This window comes from Rhodobacter sp. P1_C2 (assembly GCF_056406375.1).
Window position 1 is genome coordinate 565573 of record NZ_JBFUAG010000001.1, and the last position, 18357, is coordinate 583929.

12 protein-coding genes are annotated in these 18357 nt (G+C 63.3%); 8 read left to right on the forward strand and 4 right to left on the reverse strand.

Annotated features, from left to right (window positions below; genetic code table 11):
- Positions 1-2 precede the first annotated feature (2 nt).
- Positions 3-5150, forward strand: coding sequence for a glycoside hydrolase family 99-like domain-containing protein (locus AC1DZT_RS02755; protein WP_478005058.1), 5148 nt, complete (start codon positions 3-5; stop codon positions 5148-5150).
- 3 nt (positions 5151-5153) lie between these two features.
- On the forward strand, positions 5154-6905 hold the full coding sequence (locus AC1DZT_RS02760) for a sulfotransferase domain-containing protein (RefSeq protein WP_478005059.1): 1752 nt from the start codon (positions 5154-5156) through the stop codon (positions 6903-6905).
- 162 nt (positions 6906-7067) lie between these two features.
- On the opposite strand, the gene AC1DZT_RS02765 is transcribed toward AC1DZT_RS02760, so the two are convergent.
- Positions 7068-7934 carry a hypothetical protein gene (locus AC1DZT_RS02765; protein WP_478005060.1) on the reverse strand — a complete coding sequence of 289 codons (867 nt, stop codon included), beginning with the start codon at positions 7932-7934 and terminating at the stop codon, positions 7068-7070.
- Positions 7935-8165: 231 nt separating this feature from the next.
- On the opposite strand from AC1DZT_RS02765, the gene AC1DZT_RS02770 reads away from it, so the two are divergent.
- A complete protein-coding gene (locus tag AC1DZT_RS02770) occupies positions 8166-9791 on the forward strand; it encodes a GMC family oxidoreductase (RefSeq protein WP_478005061.1) in 1626 nt (541 codons plus the stop codon).
- Positions 9792-9804: 13 nt separating this feature from the next.
- On the opposite strand, the gene AC1DZT_RS02775 is transcribed toward AC1DZT_RS02770, so the two are convergent.
- Positions 9805-11031: an ROK family transcriptional regulator gene (locus tag AC1DZT_RS02775; RefSeq protein ID WP_478005062.1), complete on the reverse strand. Its 1227-nt coding sequence runs from the start codon at positions 11029-11031 to the stop codon at positions 9805-9807.
- A gap of 29 nt (positions 11032-11060) precedes the next feature.
- On the reverse strand, positions 11061-11504 hold the full coding sequence (locus AC1DZT_RS02780) for an RbsD/FucU family protein (RefSeq protein ID WP_478005063.1): 444 nt from the start codon (positions 11502-11504) through the stop codon (positions 11061-11063).
- Between the two features lie 225 nt (positions 11505-11729).
- Between AC1DZT_RS02780 and AC1DZT_RS02785 the strand changes: the two genes are divergently transcribed.
- From AC1DZT_RS02785 to AC1DZT_RS02800, 4 genes are all read left to right on the forward strand, one after another.
- Positions 11730-12737, forward strand: a complete 1008-nt coding sequence (locus AC1DZT_RS02785) for a substrate-binding domain-containing protein (RefSeq protein WP_478005064.1) — start codon at positions 11730-11732, stop codon at positions 12735-12737.
- Between the two features lie 113 nt (positions 12738-12850).
- The gene (locus AC1DZT_RS02790) at positions 12851-13930 is read left to right on the forward strand and encodes an ABC transporter permease (RefSeq protein WP_478005065.1); all 1080 of its coding nucleotides are present in this window, start codon (positions 12851-12853) and stop codon (positions 13928-13930) included.
- Between the two features lie 41 nt (positions 13931-13971).
- Positions 13972-14718: an ATP-binding cassette domain-containing protein gene (locus AC1DZT_RS02795; RefSeq protein WP_478005082.1), complete on the forward strand. Its 747-nt coding sequence runs from the start codon at positions 13972-13974 to the stop codon at positions 14716-14718.
- On the forward strand, positions 14715-15326 hold the full coding sequence (locus tag AC1DZT_RS02800; protein WP_478005066.1) for a nucleoside triphosphate hydrolase: 612 nt from the start codon (positions 14715-14717) through the stop codon (positions 15324-15326). Before AC1DZT_RS02795 ends, AC1DZT_RS02800 begins: the two co-directional genes overlap by 4 nt.
- Here AC1DZT_RS02800 and AC1DZT_RS02805 read toward each other — a convergent pair whose 3' ends face one another.
- On the reverse strand, positions 15327-16271 hold the full coding sequence (locus tag AC1DZT_RS02805; RefSeq protein WP_478005067.1) for a DMT family transporter: 945 nt from the start codon (positions 16269-16271) through the stop codon (positions 15327-15329).
- A gap of 93 nt (positions 16272-16364) precedes the next feature.
- On the opposite strand from AC1DZT_RS02805, the gene ade reads away from it, so the two are divergent.
- A complete protein-coding gene (ade, locus tag AC1DZT_RS02810; RefSeq protein WP_478005068.1) occupies positions 16365-18065 on the forward strand; it encodes an adenine deaminase in 1701 nt (566 codons plus the stop codon).
- The last annotated feature ends 292 nt before the right edge of the window (positions 18066-18357 follow it).

An 18357-nucleotide genomic window follows, 5' to 3' on the forward strand; every position in this document is an offset into this window, starting at 1 on the left:
TCATGGAAGAAATTACCGGTCTCACGGTGGGTATCGTCTCTTGGGATGGCATGCATGACGCAGCCGCCGCAATTGCCGAGGCAATCCCCGCCGGGGCCGAAAACCTTGTCGTCATCTACTCCAACGCCGCGGGGGTTGCGGAAACCGGCGCCGGGACCTGGGTGGAAACGCCCCAGGCCCATTATTTCGGCCGCAAATTCCGCGCGCTGCTGCGGGCGGTGCCGCCGGGTCATGCCCTGCTGCTGATCCAGGCCGATGCCACCTCGGCCGATTGGGGCCGTCTGGTCACCCGCTACAAGGAGGTCTGCGCCAGCCGTCCGGATGTCGGGGTCTGGTCCCCGGTCATCGACAATTCAGCCTTTCCCAATGGCCTGGTGACCAGCGGCCCGCAGCTGGGCGGGCTGATCGAGGTCAACCAGACCGATGCCATCGTGCTGGGTCTGCATCCGAAGGTGCTGGACCGGCTTGGCCGCCTCGAATTCGAGCAGAACAACCTCGGTTGGGGCATCGATTGGGCAGCCATCGGCTTTTGCAAGGCGCAGGGCCTGCCGGTGGTGCGCGATCTGACGGAATCGATCCATCATCCGCGCTCACGCGGCTACGATTCCACGCAAGCCACAGAACAGATGAACGAATTCCTCAAACAGCTCTCTGCGGACGAGGCGCGCGCCGTCGCGCAGGCGGAAAAGGCCATCGCTGCCAAGGTGATGGAAAGAGACCGTTTGAGCCACACCAATATAAGTTCTTTGAAGGATACCCGCCCCATGGAAGATTCAGCGTTCAACCCCAAGACCCATCTTCTTGAAAAGGTGAGCTTCCTGATGGTCCAGTCGGGCCGTGTGCTGATTACGCCGCGCGACAAGAGACAAGACTTTGCGATCCTCCTCGACGACATGATTCACAACGCCGCGGCCCGGTCCGACAAGGCCGTGCTGCCGATGACCCTGGGCTTCAGGATGGCGCTGGATGGCGAAATCAGCCGCAAGCTGGTGAGCGGGGATCAATGGTCCTGTCCGGGCCAGTCGACGCTGCAACTGCTCGTCGCGCCCAACAGCGATGCGATCCGGATGGAGCTGACCGATCCGATCGAACTCGATTCCGCCATCGGCGATGTGCAGCTCTGCATGGGGGCGGCGGTGCACCGCGCCAATGTGGATCTGATGATCAAATGGCAGGATTCGCTCGACCCCGATCTGGGCAAGGAGACCTGGATCAAGCTCGACACCAAATTCTCCGGCAATGCCGAACTGGGCGACTACCAGAAGATCCGGGTCCGCATCCCCGAGACAGGTGGCACTCGCATCGTTCAGGTCTTCATGTGCTTCTGGCGCCGGCGTTTCGACACCGAACAGCCCTGCGTCATGCTGTGCACGCGCCCCTATCTGGTCAACACCAGCGAGGCCGACGCCTCCTCCATCGTGATGACCTCGGACCATCTGGAACCCCAGACCGTCCCCAACCTGGAAATCCCGATCACCCCCTCGACCGGCGATGTGCGGCTGGTGGTGGATGGCCAGGAGTTCCTGCTGATCGCGCAAGAGAACCACGGCGCGCGGATCGTCAAGGCCGGGGCCGTGCTCGAGGCGAGGGCGGATGAATATTCGCAGCATTCCCTGCATGTGAACGGGCGTGCCACGCGGCTTTTGTGGGTCGGCCCCGAGCCGCAACCGATCAACCTGACGCCCGAGATCATGCGGGACCCCGGCACCAGCATCGAATTGCGCGATCCGACCGGCAATGTGATCCACGCCCGGTGGAAGCCCGCGCCCGAGGATATTCCTGGGCCGAAAGTCGCGCGCCATCCCGATGCCTGGCTGATCGATTCCCTTTTCGAGAAGGATTTCTACCTCGCAGGTTTCACCCCCGAGGACCGGCCCGCAGACCCCGCCTCGCATTACCTGCAGGAGGGCTGGCAGCAGGGGCGCGATCCGGCGCCGTGGTTCTCGACCTGGCACTACCTGTCCATGCACCGCGATGTCGCCGCCGCCGGGATGAACCCTTTCACCCATTACTGCGCCGCAGGCCATGCCGAGGGCCGCGCTCTGCCGAAACTCGGCAAGCAGACCGGCAATGTCTACGACGCCCATACGCTCGCCGTGGCCCCGGGCCCCGACTTCGAAGAGTTCGACCCGACCATCGGCGTCGGCCGCCGCAAGCGGGCCAAGGTGTTGGCCTATTACCTGCCGCAGTTCCACGCGGTGGATGTGAACAACAAGAACTGGGGCGATGGCTTCACCGAATGGCGCAATCTGCCGCGCGCCCTGCCGCGCTTCATGGGCCATATCCAGCCGCGCATCCCGCGGGATCTTGGCTGCTATGACCTGTCCGAAGGCGACGCGATGCGCCGTCAGATCGAGATGGCCAAGGCCGCCGGGCTGTTCGGCTTCTGCTTCTATCACTACTGGTTCGACGGCAAGCGCGTGCTGGAAACCCCGATGGAGCGGTTGCTGGCCGATCCGAGCCTTGATTTCCCCTTCTGCCTGATGTGGGCGAACGAAAACTGGACGCGGACCTGGGACGGCTCGGCACAACAGATCATCCTCGGGCAGAATTACCGGGAAGAGGACGATGTTCCCTTCATCGACGACCTGGCGCGCCACATGAAGGACCGTCGCTATATCCGGATCGGGTCACGCCCGCTGTTCTTCATCTATCGCCCCGGTGAGATTCCGGAGGCGAGGGAGAAGATCAAGGCCTGGCGCGCCCTGATGCGGACCCGGCATGGCCTTGATCCGCTGATCCTGATGGCGCAGGGCTTTGGCGACCTCGATCCGCGCAAATATGATCTCGACGGGGCCATCGAATTCCCGCCGCACAAGATCTGCCAGGACCTGCCGCCGCTGAACGGCAAGATCGACCTGCTCGATCCCGATTACGCCGGCCATATCATCAGCTACGACGACATGACCGAGCGTTCGACCGGCGAGACGCGCACGGAATTCCCCCTGATCCGCACCGTCACGCCGACATGGGACAACGAGGCACGCCGCCCGGGCCGCGGCATGATCATCCACGGTTCGACCCCGGACAAATTCGCCGACTGGTGCGAATCCATGCTGTCCTATGCCCAGGCCAATCCGGTGCATGGCGAGCCCATCATGTGCGTGAACGCCTGGAACGAATGGGCGGAAGGTGCGGTTCTTGAACCCGATGTCCACTATGGCGCGGCCTATCTGAACGCGCTTTCCCGCGCGGTCCACAACGCTTCTGAGACCTCGGCCAATCACAAGGTCAATGTCGTGATCGTTGGCCATGATGCGCATATCAACGGCGCGCAGACGCTGGCGCTGAACCTCGGCAAGACCCTGGTGTCGCGCTTCGGCGTTTCGGTCTGCTATGTTCTGGGCGACGATGGTCCCTTGCTGCCGCGCTACCGTGAAATCGGCCATGTCGAGGTCTGCAAGCCGGGCGCACGCGACAGCGCCGCGATCTTCGAGGATCTGGCCGCGGACGGCTATACGCTTGCCATCACCAACACCACGCCGTCGGGGCGTTTCCTGCCCGATCTGAAAGCGGCCGGCTTCACCGTCGTCTCGCTGATCCACGAGCTTCCCAACCTGCTGAAAAGCTACAATCTTCAGGAGCCCGCGAAGAAGATCGCCGCCATGTCGGACCATGTCGTCTTCCCGGCCGAGGTCGTGAGGGATGGCTTCATCTCCTTCACCGGCGGGGTGGAACATGTGGCAGAGGTCTTCCCTCAAGGCCTTTACAACACCAGCGTTCTGGAGATTGCCCAAGGCGACAATGGCCTGCGCGCCGAACTGGGCCTCGCCCCGGAAACCAAGATCGTGCTGGGCGTCGGCTATGCCGATCTGCGCAAGGGGATCGACCGTTTCGTCTCGGCCGGCCTGAGCCTCTGCGCGAATTACGACGACATCGCCTTCCTCTGGGTCGGCGCGCCGGCGGGCGAGACGATCAACTGGTTCCAGCCGGAAATCGATGCCTCGGGCTTTGGCGACCGGGTCCGCATCCTTGGCCACCGGGATGACATCGCCCGCTTCTTTGCGGCGTCGAACGCCTTCTACCTGGCTTCGCGCGAGGACCCTTTCCCCTCGGTCGTGCTGGAGGCGCTGGCCTCCGGCCTTCCCGTCATCGGGCACGAAGGCTGCGGCGGCTGTGACACGCTGATCCGCAAACATGGCGTCCTGTTGCAAAGCAGCGATCCCGGCGCCGTGACCGATTCCATTCTGACCATGCTCAACCAGCGCAGCCGCCGCGCCGCCAAGGCCCGTCAGGCCGAGATCGCCGAGAAGTACAACTTCGCCGCCTATGCTTACGGTCTTGTCCAGCGCCTGTTGCCGAACACGCCGACCGTTTCGGCCGTGGTGCCGAACTACAAATACGAGGCCTATATCGGCGCCCGCCTGCGCACGGTCTTCGAGCAGAACTATCCGCTGCGCGAGGTCGTGGTCCTGGACGATGCCTCGCCCGACAACAGCCTGGCAGAGATCAAGCGCACGGCCAGCGCGGCAGGGCGGGTGATCGACCTGCATGTCAACCTGAAGAACAGCGGCTCTCCCTTCCCGCAATGGCGCAAGGGGGTGGAACTGGCCCAAGGCGAATATGTCTGGATCGGCGAGGCGGATGATCTGGCCGACCCGACCTTCGTCTCGCGGCTGATCGAGCAGATGCAACTGGCCGGCAGCGTGCTGGGCTTCACCGACAGCAACCAGATCGACGAGAACAGCGAACGTCTGGGCGACAGCTACAAGCCCTATATCAACCAGATCGAACCGGGCGCCTTCGACAAGCCCTTCGACATGGACGGGCCGGAGTTCCTCGCCCGCTTCCTGGCGATCAAGAACGTCATCCTGAACGTCTCCGGGGTGATCTTCCACCGCGAGACCCTGCTGGACGCTTTCGACGCGGTGGGTGACGAGCTTTACACCTACAGCGTGGCGGGCGACTGGCGGCTCTACGCCGAAATCTGCGCCCGCGCCGGCAGCCGTGTCAGCTATCTCCCCGATGCGCTGAACACGCACCGCAGGCACCGGATCAGCGTCACCCATGCGTTGAAGGTCGACAAGCACCTGTCGGAAATCGACACCATGCACAATCTCATCGCATCGCGCGTTTCGTTGTCCCCCAGCACAATCGAAATGCAAAAGATCAACTATGAAGAATGCCGCAAGCATCTGGAAGGAAACTAAACGATGGTCCGGAAAAGACCCGCAGTTAAGGAAAATCGCCCGAACCTGTTCATTGTCGGTTCGATGAAGTGCGGAACAACCATTCTTTATGATTTTCTGAGCGCGCACCCAGAGGTCTCGGTCGGGACTGAAAAGGAAGTCCACTATTTTTCCGTGTTCTATAACAATAATTCAGAGGCGTGGTACACGAAGAAGTTTGAAAACGCCGGCAGGAGCAAGTTCTACCTGGATGCCAGTCCGTCCTATTTTGACATGTGCATGGATGTTCCCACTGCGGAGCGCATCAAGAAATTCTCGCCGAACGCCAAGATCATTATCATGATCAGGAACCCGATCGATCGAGCGATTTCCCAATTCGGACACATGCAGAAGATCAATCGCCTGCCCTTGCTTCAGGGTATGACATTCGACGATCTGGTCTCGCGAAACTGGCCCCTTGATGAGAATGCAAAGGGGCGTGAGCGGCTGCGGGGCATGGCCATCGGCTTTTCACTGTATGAAAAGAAGATTCAGAAATTCGTCGATCTTTTCGGCCGCGAGAATGTTCTGCTCATCAACAACGATGACCTTCGGAAACACGGACCTGTTGTCGTGAAACAGGTTTTCGAATTTCTCGATCTCACCGCGCCGGAAGGTGTGGATTTTACCGAAGAGCGGTATGTTCACCGGCGCGGCGGCGAAGAGATTTCTCAGAAGAACTACTTTGCCCTGCTTGAAGAGTTGGGAGACGACTATTACCGCTGTTGTCGGGTCGCGAATGTACGTCGTCCGGTTGCGCCCGATGCGACGATTTCATTCAATCAGCCTGTGGGTTCGCTCGTGGCCGAGGTCGGGGTCGGTGAGGATGGCTGGCTCTTTCTCGCGTCCGGATCGAATAATGTGCTGGAAATGTATCTGGAGGATGACGCGACACAGCAGGCTGTCTGCACCGATTGGCACAATATCATTGCCCGCCGCGCGCAACGGCTGAAGGACATGGGGTCTCGATACTACCATGTCATGATTCCGGAAAAGATGACGGTTCTTGGATCCAAGCTTCATTGGCCAATTGATCTGACCAGAAGCCGGGGGATCAAATTCAACGCGACGGCACCATCCAGCATCCGCGGAAATATCGTGGACTTGATCACATATGTGAAATCACTCGATGGACCGGAAAAACTGTATCTGCAGACCGACAGCCACTGGAACTATGTGGGCGCCTTCGTCGCCTATCAGTTGATCAATTCATTTCTCGGCTTTGAACTTCGGAACGAGCTCATTTCAAGGCCGAAGCACGAGGGGAATCTTGTCTTTGATCTGGGGTCGAAACTCCCCGATCAGCCGCGAGAAAAGACCCATTTCGCCAATTTCCGTCAGGACTCCGAGCTGGTCAGCGATGACGGTCTGGTTCGCTACAAGAGAGCGCACAAGGCCGAAGGGGAAGGGTCGCTTCATGTCGGCTCCTATGTCGAGTTCAAAAACGACTCGGCCCCGAACAAGGAAACGATCATCATCTTCGGGGACTCGTTCAGCGAGTATCGCGATCATCTGTTGACAGCATTGATGGCCGAGACTTTTGCCCGCACGATCTTTGTCTGGTCAGCGAATATTGACTATTCCCTGTGCGAGGCCGTGAAGCCGGATGTCGTCTTCTCGTTTATGACCGAGCGCTTCATGGCGCGTCGGCCGGACGATAATTTCGATCTGAAGGACTATACCCAGAAAAAGCTCGCGGCTCTTGAACTGCTGAATGACAGCGAGGGTTCGTTCTGAGTAACCCTGAACGGGTGTGTTGGCACGGTCGAGGCGGCTTGGCAAAGGCCGCTTCGACCGCGGATCGACGCTCTTGCAACCTGGGACGGTCTGATCTGGAAGCCAGAAACGGCGTAGAGTCCGTTTGCGGTCTGCAAGGACCGGTGCATCTTCTGCCACAGATCAGGCGGCGAAGGGATAGCGGCCCGCGGTCAGCTTGCGGACGGCCTCTTGAAAGACGGCATTGCTGCCCGCCAGCGGCAGGGCCAGGAAATCGTCGAAGGCCTTGGCGCTGGCAAAGATCTCGTGCCGGTCAAAGGCATCGCGGCGCAGGTAGTGGATCATGATGATCTGCGCCATCTCCTCGGGGTAAAGTTCCTCGGCATCCCTGTCGTTGGGAAAGTTGAAGCGCAGCGGCAATAGCCTGTGCGGCAGCCCGGCTTTCACCACGGCCAGCGCCACGGCGATCTGATCGTCATATTGGTTGCTCAGCACGGTTCCCTGCGCCTCGCGCACCGCGCTCTGCTCTTCGCCAAGCCTGCGCAGAAGATCGGGCGGTGCGGCGACGAAGGCGGCGTTTACATAGAAGGATGGCCCCAGTTCCTTGTCGCGCGCCAGCGCATAGGGGGCGCTCAGGGGGATCGGGGTGCCAATCGCCTCGCCCATCCGCTCCCACATTTCCCGCGCCGTGGCGGGCCCGGGAAATGTGTCAAAGTTATGGGTCGGCGTCGGGTAATGCGCAATCACGCCGCAGATGGCCGGCGCTTCCAACATGCCGGTCAGGAAATCCTCGGGCAGGGGGCGCAGGAACATCGTGTCGGCGTCACAGATGATCGAGACATCCGCCGTCAGATCGGTCAGACCGAAGAGCGCATTGCCGTGATCGAGGCGGAAGGCATATTTCGGGTCGGCCCAGTGGATCTCGATCCGGTCGAACCACGGTGCCCAGCGGTCGGGCAGGGGCGTGGGACCTTCTTCCGCGACGAGACACAAGACGACCCGGGCGCGGCGGTAACGGTCGCCCAGGGCATCGAGGGCCAGTCTGAACATCCCGACCTGCGAATAAAATGCGTCATTCGGGCTGCCTGCAATCAGAAACTCGATCTTCATTCCACGCCTTCACCTGTCACAATCGGGGCGCAGTATGAATGCCTATCCCCAGCCCTTGCAACGCAAATGTCGCGGATGGGCGGCGCGTGCACGGCATGGACATCCGGGGCCGGGTTGCACAGAGTGCGGGGTGGGCCCTGGAAGGTTTGCACCGGGGGCGGAGGGCGACGGATGACCGATTACATCGTGGTGGGCGGCGGATCAGCGGGTTGCGTGCTGGCGAACCGGTTGTCGGCGGACCCTGCGGTGCAGGTCACCTTGCTGGAGGCCGGTGGCTGGGACAAGAGCCCCTTCATCCACATGCCCGCCGGCTATTTCCAGCTGATGAAAAGCGGCCAGGTCGACTGGGGCTATCACACCGCCCCGCAAGAGCATCTGGCCGGCCGCAGCCTGTTCTGGCCGCGCGCCAAGGTGCTGGGGGGCTGCAGTTGCGTCAATGCGATGGTCTATATCCGCGGCAGCGCCACCGATTACGACCATTGGGCGCAGCTTGGCAACCGGGGCTGGAGCTTCGAGGACTGTCTGCCGCAGTTTTTGCGGGCAGAGAACTGGAATGGCGAGAGCGATCCCTGCCACGGCACGGGCGGGCCGCTGTACACCAGCCGCTATGGCATCCGCCATCCGCTGTCGAAGGCCTTCATCGCGGCGGGCCAGGCGCTCGGTTACCCCTACCGCGACGATTTCAACCGCGGCAATCTGGAGGGTTTCGGCCCCTGTGACAGCACGTTGAAGACCAATGGCGCCGATGGCACGCGGTCCAGCACCGCCTTCGCCTATCTGCACCCGGTCAAGGATCGGCCCAACCTGACGATCCTGACCCGGGCGCTGGCGACCAAGATCGTCATCGAGAACGGCAGGGCGATCGGCGTCGACTATCTCAAGGACGGGCGCGTCACCCGGCTTCTTGCCGACCGCGAGGTCATCCTGTCGGGCGGCGCGATCAACTCGCCGCAGCTGTTGCAGCTGTCGGGCATCGGCGCGCCCGATCATCTGCAATCGCTGGGCATCAAGGTCGAGGCGGCCCTGCCCGGTGTCGGGCAGAACCTGCAGGACCATCTGGCGGTTGGCGTGCAGACCCGCTGCACCCAGCCGATCACGCTTCTGCCCTATGTCAGACCGCTTCGCGCGGCGCTCGCCCTTGGCCGCTACATGTGGGACAGGGGCGGGCCGGGCGCCTATCACGGGATCGAGGCGCTGGCCTTCGTGAAATCCCGCCCCGATGTGGTGGCCCCCGACATCCAGTTCCATTTCGAGATGATCATGTACCGCGATCATGGCCGCGAGATCATCCCCGAGCATGGCTTCACCCCCTATCTCAACCTCTCGCGCCCCAGAAGCCGGGGCTGGCTGAAGATCCGCTCGACCGACCCGGGCCAGCATCCCGAGATCCAGCCCAACTACTTCTCGGACCCGGATGACATCAGGGTCTGCCGCGAGGGCATCAGGATCGGGCGCGAGATCGTGGCGCAGAAGGCCTTCGATCCCTATCGCGGCAGCGAATTTGCGCCCGGCGCCGGGCTGCGCAGCGATGCCGAGATCGACGAATATCTGCGCGCCAATGTCGAGACGATCTATCACCCCTCGGGCACCTGCAAGATGGGGTCGGATGCGATGGCGGTGGTCGATGACCGGCTGCGGGTGCATGGAGTGCAGGGGCTGCGGGTGGCGGATGCCTCGATCATGCCGACGCTGATCAGCGGCAATACCAATGCGGCCACCATCATGATCGGCGAGAAGGCCTCGGATTTCATCCTGCGGCCCGAACCGGTCAGCCCGCGCCCCGCCGTGGTGCATTAGGCCTTTTGCCGTTTCACGCGCCGCGGGCGGCGGCGTTCTGGTCGATCAGGTAGCGCTGGCTGAGGGGGATCGCCGCCGCGCCCAGCGAGCGGGCCTGCGCGCCCACCGTGCCCTCGCGGATCTGGGGCATCGCCACGCCGGACATGTCCAGCCGCAGCAGGGCTTGCTGGGTGCGCCGCGTCACGAGGGCGCGCACCGAGGTGGGCATCCAGCCGTCGATCAGCACGGCCTCCAGCTCCAGCAGGGCCGCGGCCGACAGGATCGCCCCGGCCAGCCCCTCTGCCGCGACATCGACCCAGCGGCGCAACAGCCGCTCGGACACATTCCAGCGGTCCGGGCTTTCCCACAGATGGTCCGAGCTTTCGCCCGCTTCCTCCATCATCGTGGCCAGAACCGCCATCGAGGCGGCATCGAAGAGCCTGCGCATCTTGCCATCCGGCCCGGGCACCGGCATCGGCCCCACGCCTGCGGCATTGCCGGTCCGGCCCAGGAACAGCTGGCCGTTCAGGACCAGCCCGCCGCCGATGAAGGTGCCGAAGTAGAAATAGAGGAAATCCTTGGGCCGGTCGCCGGTGCCGAAGACCAGCTCTGCCCCGCAGGCCGAGGTGCCGTCGTTCTGCACATAGACCGGCAGGCCGGTGATCGCGGCGAGCTCGGCCTGGATGTCGCGGTCGCGCCAGTTGTCCATCTCTTCCTGCGGGGCATGCAGGGCCTGAACCCAGCTCCACAGCTGGAAGGGCATCGCGACGCCAAGGCCGCTGATCCTTTCGCGCTGCTGGTCGGTCAGCTGGTTCAGAAGGCCGGGCAGGGCCTCGGTCACAAAGCCCACCACGGCGTCGGGGGTGGGATAGCGGTAGACCCTGCGATGCGTGCTGCGGACCTGGCCCAGGAAATCGACCAGCACCAGATCGGTCGAGCGTCGCCCGATCTTCAGCCCCAGAAAGAAGGCCCCTTCCGCCATCAGCGACATCGGTACCGAGGGCTGGCCGATCTTGCCGCGGATCGGCTCGCCGCGCAGCAAAAGCCCGTCCTGTTCCAGCGCCCGCATGATCACCGAGACGGTCTGCGCCGATAGTCCGGTCATCCGGGCGATGTCGGACTTGGCCAGCGCGCCGTGCTGGCGCACCAGCGACAGGACCAGCCTTTCGTTATAGGCGCGCATGCCGGACTGGTTGGTGCCGCGGGGGGCAGCAACCTCGGCTGTGGTCTTCTCGCTGAAGGTCTCCTGTGGAACTAGCATCGCCCCGTCACCGCTTGAGTCCACCCGGATCAGACCGGGCGGCCGTCTGCCCCGATCACGCCCTTGCGCAGAATCACATTGGCAAAGAACGCGGTTTCAGAGGTCGCCACGATGGTATGCGCCGCCCGAATGCGTGGATAGAGGTCCGATCCGTGCAGCGGCGTCACCGAATAGCCCGGGGCCAACCGTGCACAGGCCGCGTCAAAGCCGAGGTGAAATTCCCCGGCCTGCGCCGGGTCGTTGTTCAGCGAGGCCCGCAGAATCGCCTGCGGCACGGCACGGTCGAGCGGCATCACCGCCAGAATCGCCTCCAGCAGCGCCATCATGCCATGGCCATCCGCCCGCACCAGACGCCGGGCATGTTCCTGCGCCGGGTAGTTGGCGTCGACCAGGGCGATCTCGTCGCCATGCCCCATAGAGCGCAGCGTGAACAACAGCTCCGGGCCAAGAATTGCAGGAATACCGATCAGCATCGTCGCACCGCAGGAATATGAGAGAACCCGCCGACCCGCGGGATTGCGTGACACTGGACCGGAAGAAAGCGCGCTGTCAATAATAAATCACAGTGATTTATTTATCTTGACGCAGGGCCGGGAATCATGTTTTCTCCGCCCCATCGCCAGACTTTGGGAGGGTCCGAGCTGGCGGGTGAGATTGCAAATGGGGGAAACATCCCCCGATCCTTGGGAGGACTACCAATGAAGTTCAAAGCAGCCGCCTTCATGGGCGCCGCCGCCTTGGCCCTGATCGCAGGTTCGGCATCTGCCGCCGATCTGGCCTGCCTGATCACCAAGAACAACACCAACCCCTTCTTCGTGAAGATGAAGGAAGGCGCTGAAAAGGCCGCCAAGGACGCTGGTCTGGACTTCCAGGCTTACGCCGGCGAAAAGGACGGCGATGCCGGCCCGCAGATCACCGCGATCGAAAACTGCGTCGCCGGTGGCGCCAAGGGTATCCTGATCACGCCCTCGAACGACTCGGTCGGCCCGGCCCTGAAGGACGCCCGCGCTGCCGGCATCCTCGTCATCGCGCTTGACACGCCCCTGGCGGACAAGGATGCGCAGGACATGACCTTTGCGACCGACAACTTCCAGGCCGGCATCCTGATCGGCGAATGGGCCAAGGCCACGCTCGGCGACGCTGCCGCCTCGGCCAAGATCGCGATGCTCGACATCAACAAGGACAACATCTCGGTGGACGTGGCGCGCGACACCGGGTTCCTCAAGGGCTTCGGCATCGAAGTTCCGGACCTGACCGTGATGGGGTCCGAGAAGGACGCCCGCGTCATCGGCCACGAATCCTCGGAAGCGTCGCCGGCTGGCGGCCAGAAGGCGATGGAAACCCTGCTCGCCAAGGACCCGGACATCAACGTCGTCTACACGATCAACGAGCCGGCTGCTGAAGGTGCCTTCCAGGCGCTGAAAGCTGCAGGCAAGACCGCTCTGATCGTCTCGGTCGACGGCGGCTGCCCGGGTGTGGCCAACGTCAAGGCCGGCGTCATCGGCGCCACCTCGCAGCAATACCCGCTGCTGATGGCGTCCAAGGGCATCGAGGCCATCGTGGCCTATGCCAAGGACGGCACCAAGCCGCAGGCTTCCGAAGGTCTGACCTTCTTCAACACCGGTGTGAACCTTGTCACCGACAAGCCCGCAGCCGGCGTGGAGTCGATCGACTCGGCCAAGGGCACCGAACTCTGCTGGGGCTGAGTTAGGACAGCAGGTCTGATTTAATTCACTGAAGGGCGGGGCTAGTCTCGCCCTTCTTCATACCGGGCGCTGAAGTCCCGGATGATCCGAACCGAGGGAAGGGCTTCATAGCAATGAGCAGTCCAGACACACCAACCAAAACGATTTCCGACTTCGAGGCCAAGCTGGACGCGGCCGACAAGACGGTTGCGCAGTTCGACAAGGACGACAAGACGCCGATCGCCAAGCTGCGCGGTTACCTGCGCGACAATCCGACGATGATCCCGGCGCTGGTCCTGGTGATTTCCGTTCTGGCCTTCGGTGTCGTGGCCCCGCGTTTCCTGGGCATGGGCGCCTTGACCACCGTGCTGCAGCAGGTGACGGTCACCGGCTTTGTGGCCCTGGCGCAGACCGTGGTCATCCTGACCGCGGGCATCGACCTTTCGGTCGGTGAGATGCTGGTGCTGTCCTCGCTCATCATGGGCAACCTCTCGGTCAACTGGGGTCTTCCCGCCCCGATCGCCATCCTGATCGGCATCGCGGCCGGCACGGCGATGGGCCTGTTCAACGGCTTTCTCGTCGCCAAGGTCAAGCTGCCGCCCTTCATCGTGACGCTCGGCACGCTGTCGATCTTCCGCGCGCTGAAGCTGGCCTATTCCCATTCGGAATCGATCCGCAACGTCGACATCGAGGCCAAGGCGAACCTGCTTCTGTTCTTTGGCGAAAGGATGAAGGTGGGGGCCGCCACCATCACCTTCGGGATGATCATGCTGGTCGTTCTGGCTTTCGTGATGTGGTACGTCCTGAACCGCACCGCCTGGGGCCGCCATGTCCATGCGCTTGGCGATGATCCCGATGCGGCGATGCTGTCGGGGATCGCGGTCGACAAGACCCTGATCTCGGTCTACGGCGTGGCCGGTCTGATCTGTGGCTTTGCCTCCTGGGTGGCGGTGGGCCGGGTTGGCTCGATCTCTCCGATCGGCTTTGAGACGATCAACCTCGACTCCATCACCGCCGTGGTGATCGGCGGCACCTCGCTGTTCGGCGGGCGCGGCTCGATCGTCGGCTCGGTCCTCGGGGCGATCATCGTGGGCGTTTTCGTGACCGGCCTCTCGCTGGCGGGTGTGGACAGCTACTGGCAGACCTTTGCGACCGGCTGCCTTGTCATCATCGCCGTGGCCTTGGATCAATATCTGCGGAGGGCTTCCAAGTGACTCATCCTGACGTGACCCCCGTCATCAAGGCACGCGGCCTGATGAAACGCTACGGCACCGTGGTGGCGATGAACGGCGCGGACTTCGATCTTTACCCGGGTGAGATCCTCGGCGTGATCGGCGACAATGGCGCGGGCAAATCCACCCTGATCAAGGCGCTTTCGGGCGCCGTGACCCCCGACCACGGCACGATCGAGCTGGAAGGCAAGGCCGTCCATTTCCGCAGCCCGGACGATGCCCGTTCGGAAGGGATCGAGACGGTGTACCAGAACCTCGCCATGTCGCCGGCGCTGTCGATCGCCGACAACATGTTCCTTGGCCGCGAATGGCGCAAGCCGGGCTTCCTCGGCAATGTGCTGCGGATGACCGACCGGACCCGGATGCGTGCCTTTGCCCGGGAAAAGCTGTCGGAACTGGGGCTGATGACGATCCAGAACATCGACCAGGCGGTGGAGACGCTTTCGGGCGGCCAGCGTCAGGGCGTGGCGGTGGCGCGGGCCGCGGCCTTCGGCTCGCGCGTCGTGATCCTGGACGAGCCGACCGCGGCGCTTGGCGTCAAGGAAAGCCGCCGGGTGCTGGACCTGATCAAGGATGTCCGTTCGCGCGGCATTCCGATCATCCTGATCAGCCACAACATGCCGCATGTCTTCGAAGTCTGCGACCGCGTCCATGTCCACCGTCTGGGCCGCCGGCTTTGCGTGATCGACCCCAAGCGGCATTCGATGTCGGATGCGGTGGCCTATATGACCGGCGCGAAACTGCCCGACGATCTTGACGAGGCGGCATGACTCCGGTCGAACTGGCTGAAGAGATCCGCCGCCGGGCGGAAAACGTGCAGGGGCGGTTCATCGCCGCCCTTGCCGGACCGCCCGGCGCCGGCAAATCCACCCTGGCCGAAGCGGTGGTCGAGGCTTTGGGCGCCGATGCCCGCGTCGTGCCGATGGACGGGTTTCACTACGACGACGCCATCCTGAACGCCCGCGGCATGCGCGCGCGCAAAGGCGCGCCCGAGACCTTCGACGTCGCCGGCTACCGCCACCTTCTGTCGCGTCTGGTGGATGAGGATGAGGTGGCGATCCCGGTCTTCGACCGCGCTCTCGAATTGTCGCGCGGCTCGGCCGATCTTGTGACCAAGGATCACCGGATCCTGGTGACCGAGGGCAACTACCTTCTGCTTGACGAAGCGCCCTGGACCGAACTGTCCGATTTCTTCGACCTCACCGTGATGATCGACGTGCCCGAGGCCGAGCTTGACCGTCGCCTGCTGGAACGCTGGGATTTTTACGGCAAGACGCCGGAAGCGGCCCGCGCCTGGATCGACGGCAATGACATGCCCAACATCCGCCGCGTGACGCGGGGCTCGCGTCCGGCCGATGTGACGGTGCGCTGGTCCTGATCAGCCCTGGGGCGTCGTGGCCGACCGGCCGCGCGCCCGCTCCAGCCCCAATTGCCTTTCGCGCCAGATGATCAGGATGCCGGCCGCCACCACCAGCGCCCCGCCGCCCAGCATGGTCAGGGTCGGCACCTCGCTGAAGATGAAGAAGCCGATCGCCAGCGAGAAGATCATCGAGGCATAGTCGAAAGGCGCCACCAGCGAGGCATCCGCCTCGCGGTAGCTGGCGGTCAGCAGGATCTGTCCGACACCCCCCAGGATGCCACAGGCGACCAGCAGGGCAAATTCCAGCGGCGTCGGCCAGACCCAGCCGAAGGGGATCGTCGCGAGCGAAAGCAGCGTGGCCGTCATCGAGAAGTAGAAGACGATGGCCGTGGTGGATTCGATCAGCACCAGCTTGCGGACGAAGACCTGCGCCAGGGCGGCAAAGACCGCCGAGAAAAGCACGACCATCGCCCCGAATGCCTCGCGCGAGCCGGCGCTGACCCCGATCGACAGGCGCGGGCTCAGCACGATCAGCACACCGATCAGGCCGATGGCGACGGCGGTCATCCGGAAGAGGCGGACCTCCTCGCCGAGGAACATCGCCGCCAGGATCACCACCATCAGCGGCGAGGCATAGCTGATCGCCGTCACCTCGGGCAGCGGCAGATAGGCCAGCCCGGCGAAGCCAAGCCCCATCGCGAGCGTCCCCATCAGCCCGCGCCAGATATGACCCAGCGGCTGCTTGGCGCGAAAGCCGGTGGTCAGCTGCCCCTGCATCGCCAGCCAGACCACGATCACCGGGATCGCCCAGGCCGAGCGGAAGAACACCACCTCGCCGGGCGGGACATGATCGGCCGTGGCCTTGATCAGCGATTGCATGATGATGAAGACCAGCACCGAGCCGACTTTCAACATGATGCCCAGAAGCGGGCGCGAAAACGGTCTGTCGACGGTATCTGGCATGCCTCATTTGACCATCGCGCCGGGGCAGCTTCAAGCCCATTCCGCCTTGCCATGACCTTGCTTCTGCGCTTCCATACGGGAAAGGAGACCGCCATGACCCAAGCCCGTCTGGAAGCCCGCATCGCTCAGGGGCGCGGAGAGGTGCCTGCCGATCTGGTCCTGAAAGGCGGCCGCGTGCTGGATCTGATCACCGGCGATCTGGTCGAGACCGATGTGGCGATCTGTGGCGATACCATCGTCGGCGTCTTTGGCAGCTATGAGGGGCGCGAGGTGCTGGATGTCAGCGGCAAGATCCTCGTCCCCGGCTTCATCGACACCCATCTGCACATCGAATCCAGCCTGGTGACGCCGTTCGAGTTCGACCGCTGCGTCACCCCGCATGGCGTGACCACCGCGATCTGCGACCCGCATGAGATCGCCAATGTCTGCGGCATTCCCGGCATCACCTATTTCCTCGATGCGGCGCCGCGGCTCTTGATGGACCTGCGGGTGAACCTCTCCTCCTGCGTGCCCTCCTCCCATATGGAGACGACCGGCGCCATTCTGGAGGCCGCCGATATCGTGCCCTTGATGCACCATCCCAAGGTGATCGGCCTGGCCGAGTTCATGAACTACCCCGGTGTCCTGAACCGCGACCCCGGCTGCATGGCCAAGCTCGCCGCCTTCGAGGGCCGCCATATCGACGGTCACGCCCCCCTGCTGCGCGGCAAGGATCTCAACGGCTATATCGCGGCGGGGATCAGGACCGAACACGAGGCGACGAGCTATGACGAGGGTCTGGAAAAGCTGCGCAAGGGGATGCGGGTGCTGATCCGCGAAGGCTCGGTGTCGAAGGACCTGCATGCGCTGGTGGGCCTTCTGACCGAACGGCAGGCGCCTTACCTCTGTTTCTGCACCGATGACCGCAATCCCCTGGATATCGGCGAACATGGCCATCTCGACTATATCATCCGCACCGCGATTGCGCTGGGTGCGCCGCCGCTCGCCGTCTACCGCGCCGCCAGCCTTTCCGCGGCCGAGGCCTTCGGCCTGAAGGACCGCGGCCTGATCGCCCCGGGCAAACGCGCCGATATCGCCGTGGTCGACAGTCTGGAGGCGTGCCATGTGCATTCCGTGCTGGCCGGCGGGCGTCTGGTCAACGAAGCCGCCTTTGCCACGCGAGAGGAGATTGCCCCGGTGGCGCGCCATTCGGTCAAGGCGCGGAGGGTGGAGGGTCACCACTTCCGCACCGGCGGCAACCGGGTCGAAACCTCGGTCATCGGTGTCATTCCCGGCAAGATCATCACCGAACACCTGACCTATCAGATCCCGCCCGTCGATGGCGACAAGCGCCCCGACATCGCCCGCGACCTGGTCAAGATCGCCGTGCTGGAGCGGCACGGCGTCAACGGCAACCTCGCCACCGGCTTCGTGAAGGGCTTCGGGCTGGAACGCGGTGCCATCGCCTCCACTGTCTGCCACGATCACCACAACATCGCGGTGGTGGGTGCGGATTATGACGACATGGCCCAGGCCGCCAACCGGCTGGGCGAGATCGAGGGCGGCTTCGTCGTGGTCGAAAACGGCGTGGTGCTGGCCGAGATCCCGCTGCCGGTCGCAGGCCTGATGAGCCTCGGCAGTTTCGAGGAGGTGCGGGCCTCGCTGGTCAAGCTGCGGGCGGCGGCGGCCTCCTTGGGGGTCACGCTGGAAGAACCCTTCCTGCAACTGGCCTTCCTCTGCCTGCCGGTCATCCCGCATCTGAAGATCACCGATCATGGCATGGTCGACGTCGACCGGTTCGAGGTCATGCCCTGAGCGGGGCAGGGGGATTGGCCCGCCTTGGGAATCGCTCTGACCATCTGCGGCGGTCGAATCACGCATGAAGTTGCTGGATTCGTTTGAGTTATCCCCAGATTTTGGGTTGCGTGGGGTGTTGTGGGGTTTGGGGTGGATTCGCCGGGTGAGTCGGTTGGCGGCGAAGCGCTCAAAAAGTTCAAGTTTTGTTGGGGCTGACAAGAAATCGTCATGAAGGGTGTTTTTTTCGCTTGCGGGTTTTGTGGTGTTTCCCTAAATACCGCCTCACCGAGACGCAGACGACGCCAGACGG

What these genes read in the sequence shown, in the direction of transcription:
- AC1DZT_RS02755 (WP_478005058.1), top strand. Translation starts at nt 3, where the DNA reads ATGGAAGAAATTACCGGTCTCACGGTGGGTATCGTCTCTTGGGATGGC.
- AC1DZT_RS02760 (WP_478005059.1), top strand. Translation starts at nt 5,154, where the DNA reads ATGGTCCGGAAAAGACCCGCAGTTAAGGAAAATCGCCCGAACCTGTTC.
- AC1DZT_RS02765 (WP_478005060.1), bottom strand. Translation starts at nt 7,934, where the DNA reads ATGTTCAGACTGGCCCTCGATGCCCTGGGCGACCGTTACCGCCGCGCC.
- AC1DZT_RS02770 (WP_478005061.1), top strand. Translation starts at nt 8,166, where the DNA reads ATGACCGATTACATCGTGGTGGGCGGCGGATCAGCGGGTTGCGTGCTG.
- AC1DZT_RS02775 (WP_478005062.1), bottom strand. Translation starts at nt 11,031, where the DNA reads ATGCTAGTTCCACAGGAGACCTTCAGCGAGAAGACCACAGCCGAGGTT.
- AC1DZT_RS02780 (WP_478005063.1), bottom strand. Translation starts at nt 11,504, where the DNA reads ATGCTGATCGGTATTCCTGCAATTCTTGGCCCGGAGCTGTTGTTCACG.
- AC1DZT_RS02785 (WP_478005064.1), top strand. Translation starts at nt 11,730, where the DNA reads ATGAAGTTCAAAGCAGCCGCCTTCATGGGCGCCGCCGCCTTGGCCCTG.
- AC1DZT_RS02790 (WP_478005065.1), top strand. Translation starts at nt 12,851, where the DNA reads ATGAGCAGTCCAGACACACCAACCAAAACGATTTCCGACTTCGAGGCC.
- AC1DZT_RS02795 (WP_478005082.1), top strand. Translation starts at nt 13,972, where the DNA reads ATGAAACGCTACGGCACCGTGGTGGCGATGAACGGCGCGGACTTCGAT.
- AC1DZT_RS02800 (WP_478005066.1), top strand. Translation starts at nt 14,715, where the DNA reads ATGACTCCGGTCGAACTGGCTGAAGAGATCCGCCGCCGGGCGGAAAAC.
- AC1DZT_RS02805 (WP_478005067.1), bottom strand. Translation starts at nt 16,271, where the DNA reads ATGCCAGATACCGTCGACAGACCGTTTTCGCGCCCGCTTCTGGGCATC.
- ade (WP_478005068.1), top strand. Translation starts at nt 16,365, where the DNA reads ATGACCCAAGCCCGTCTGGAAGCCCGCATCGCTCAGGGGCGCGGAGAG.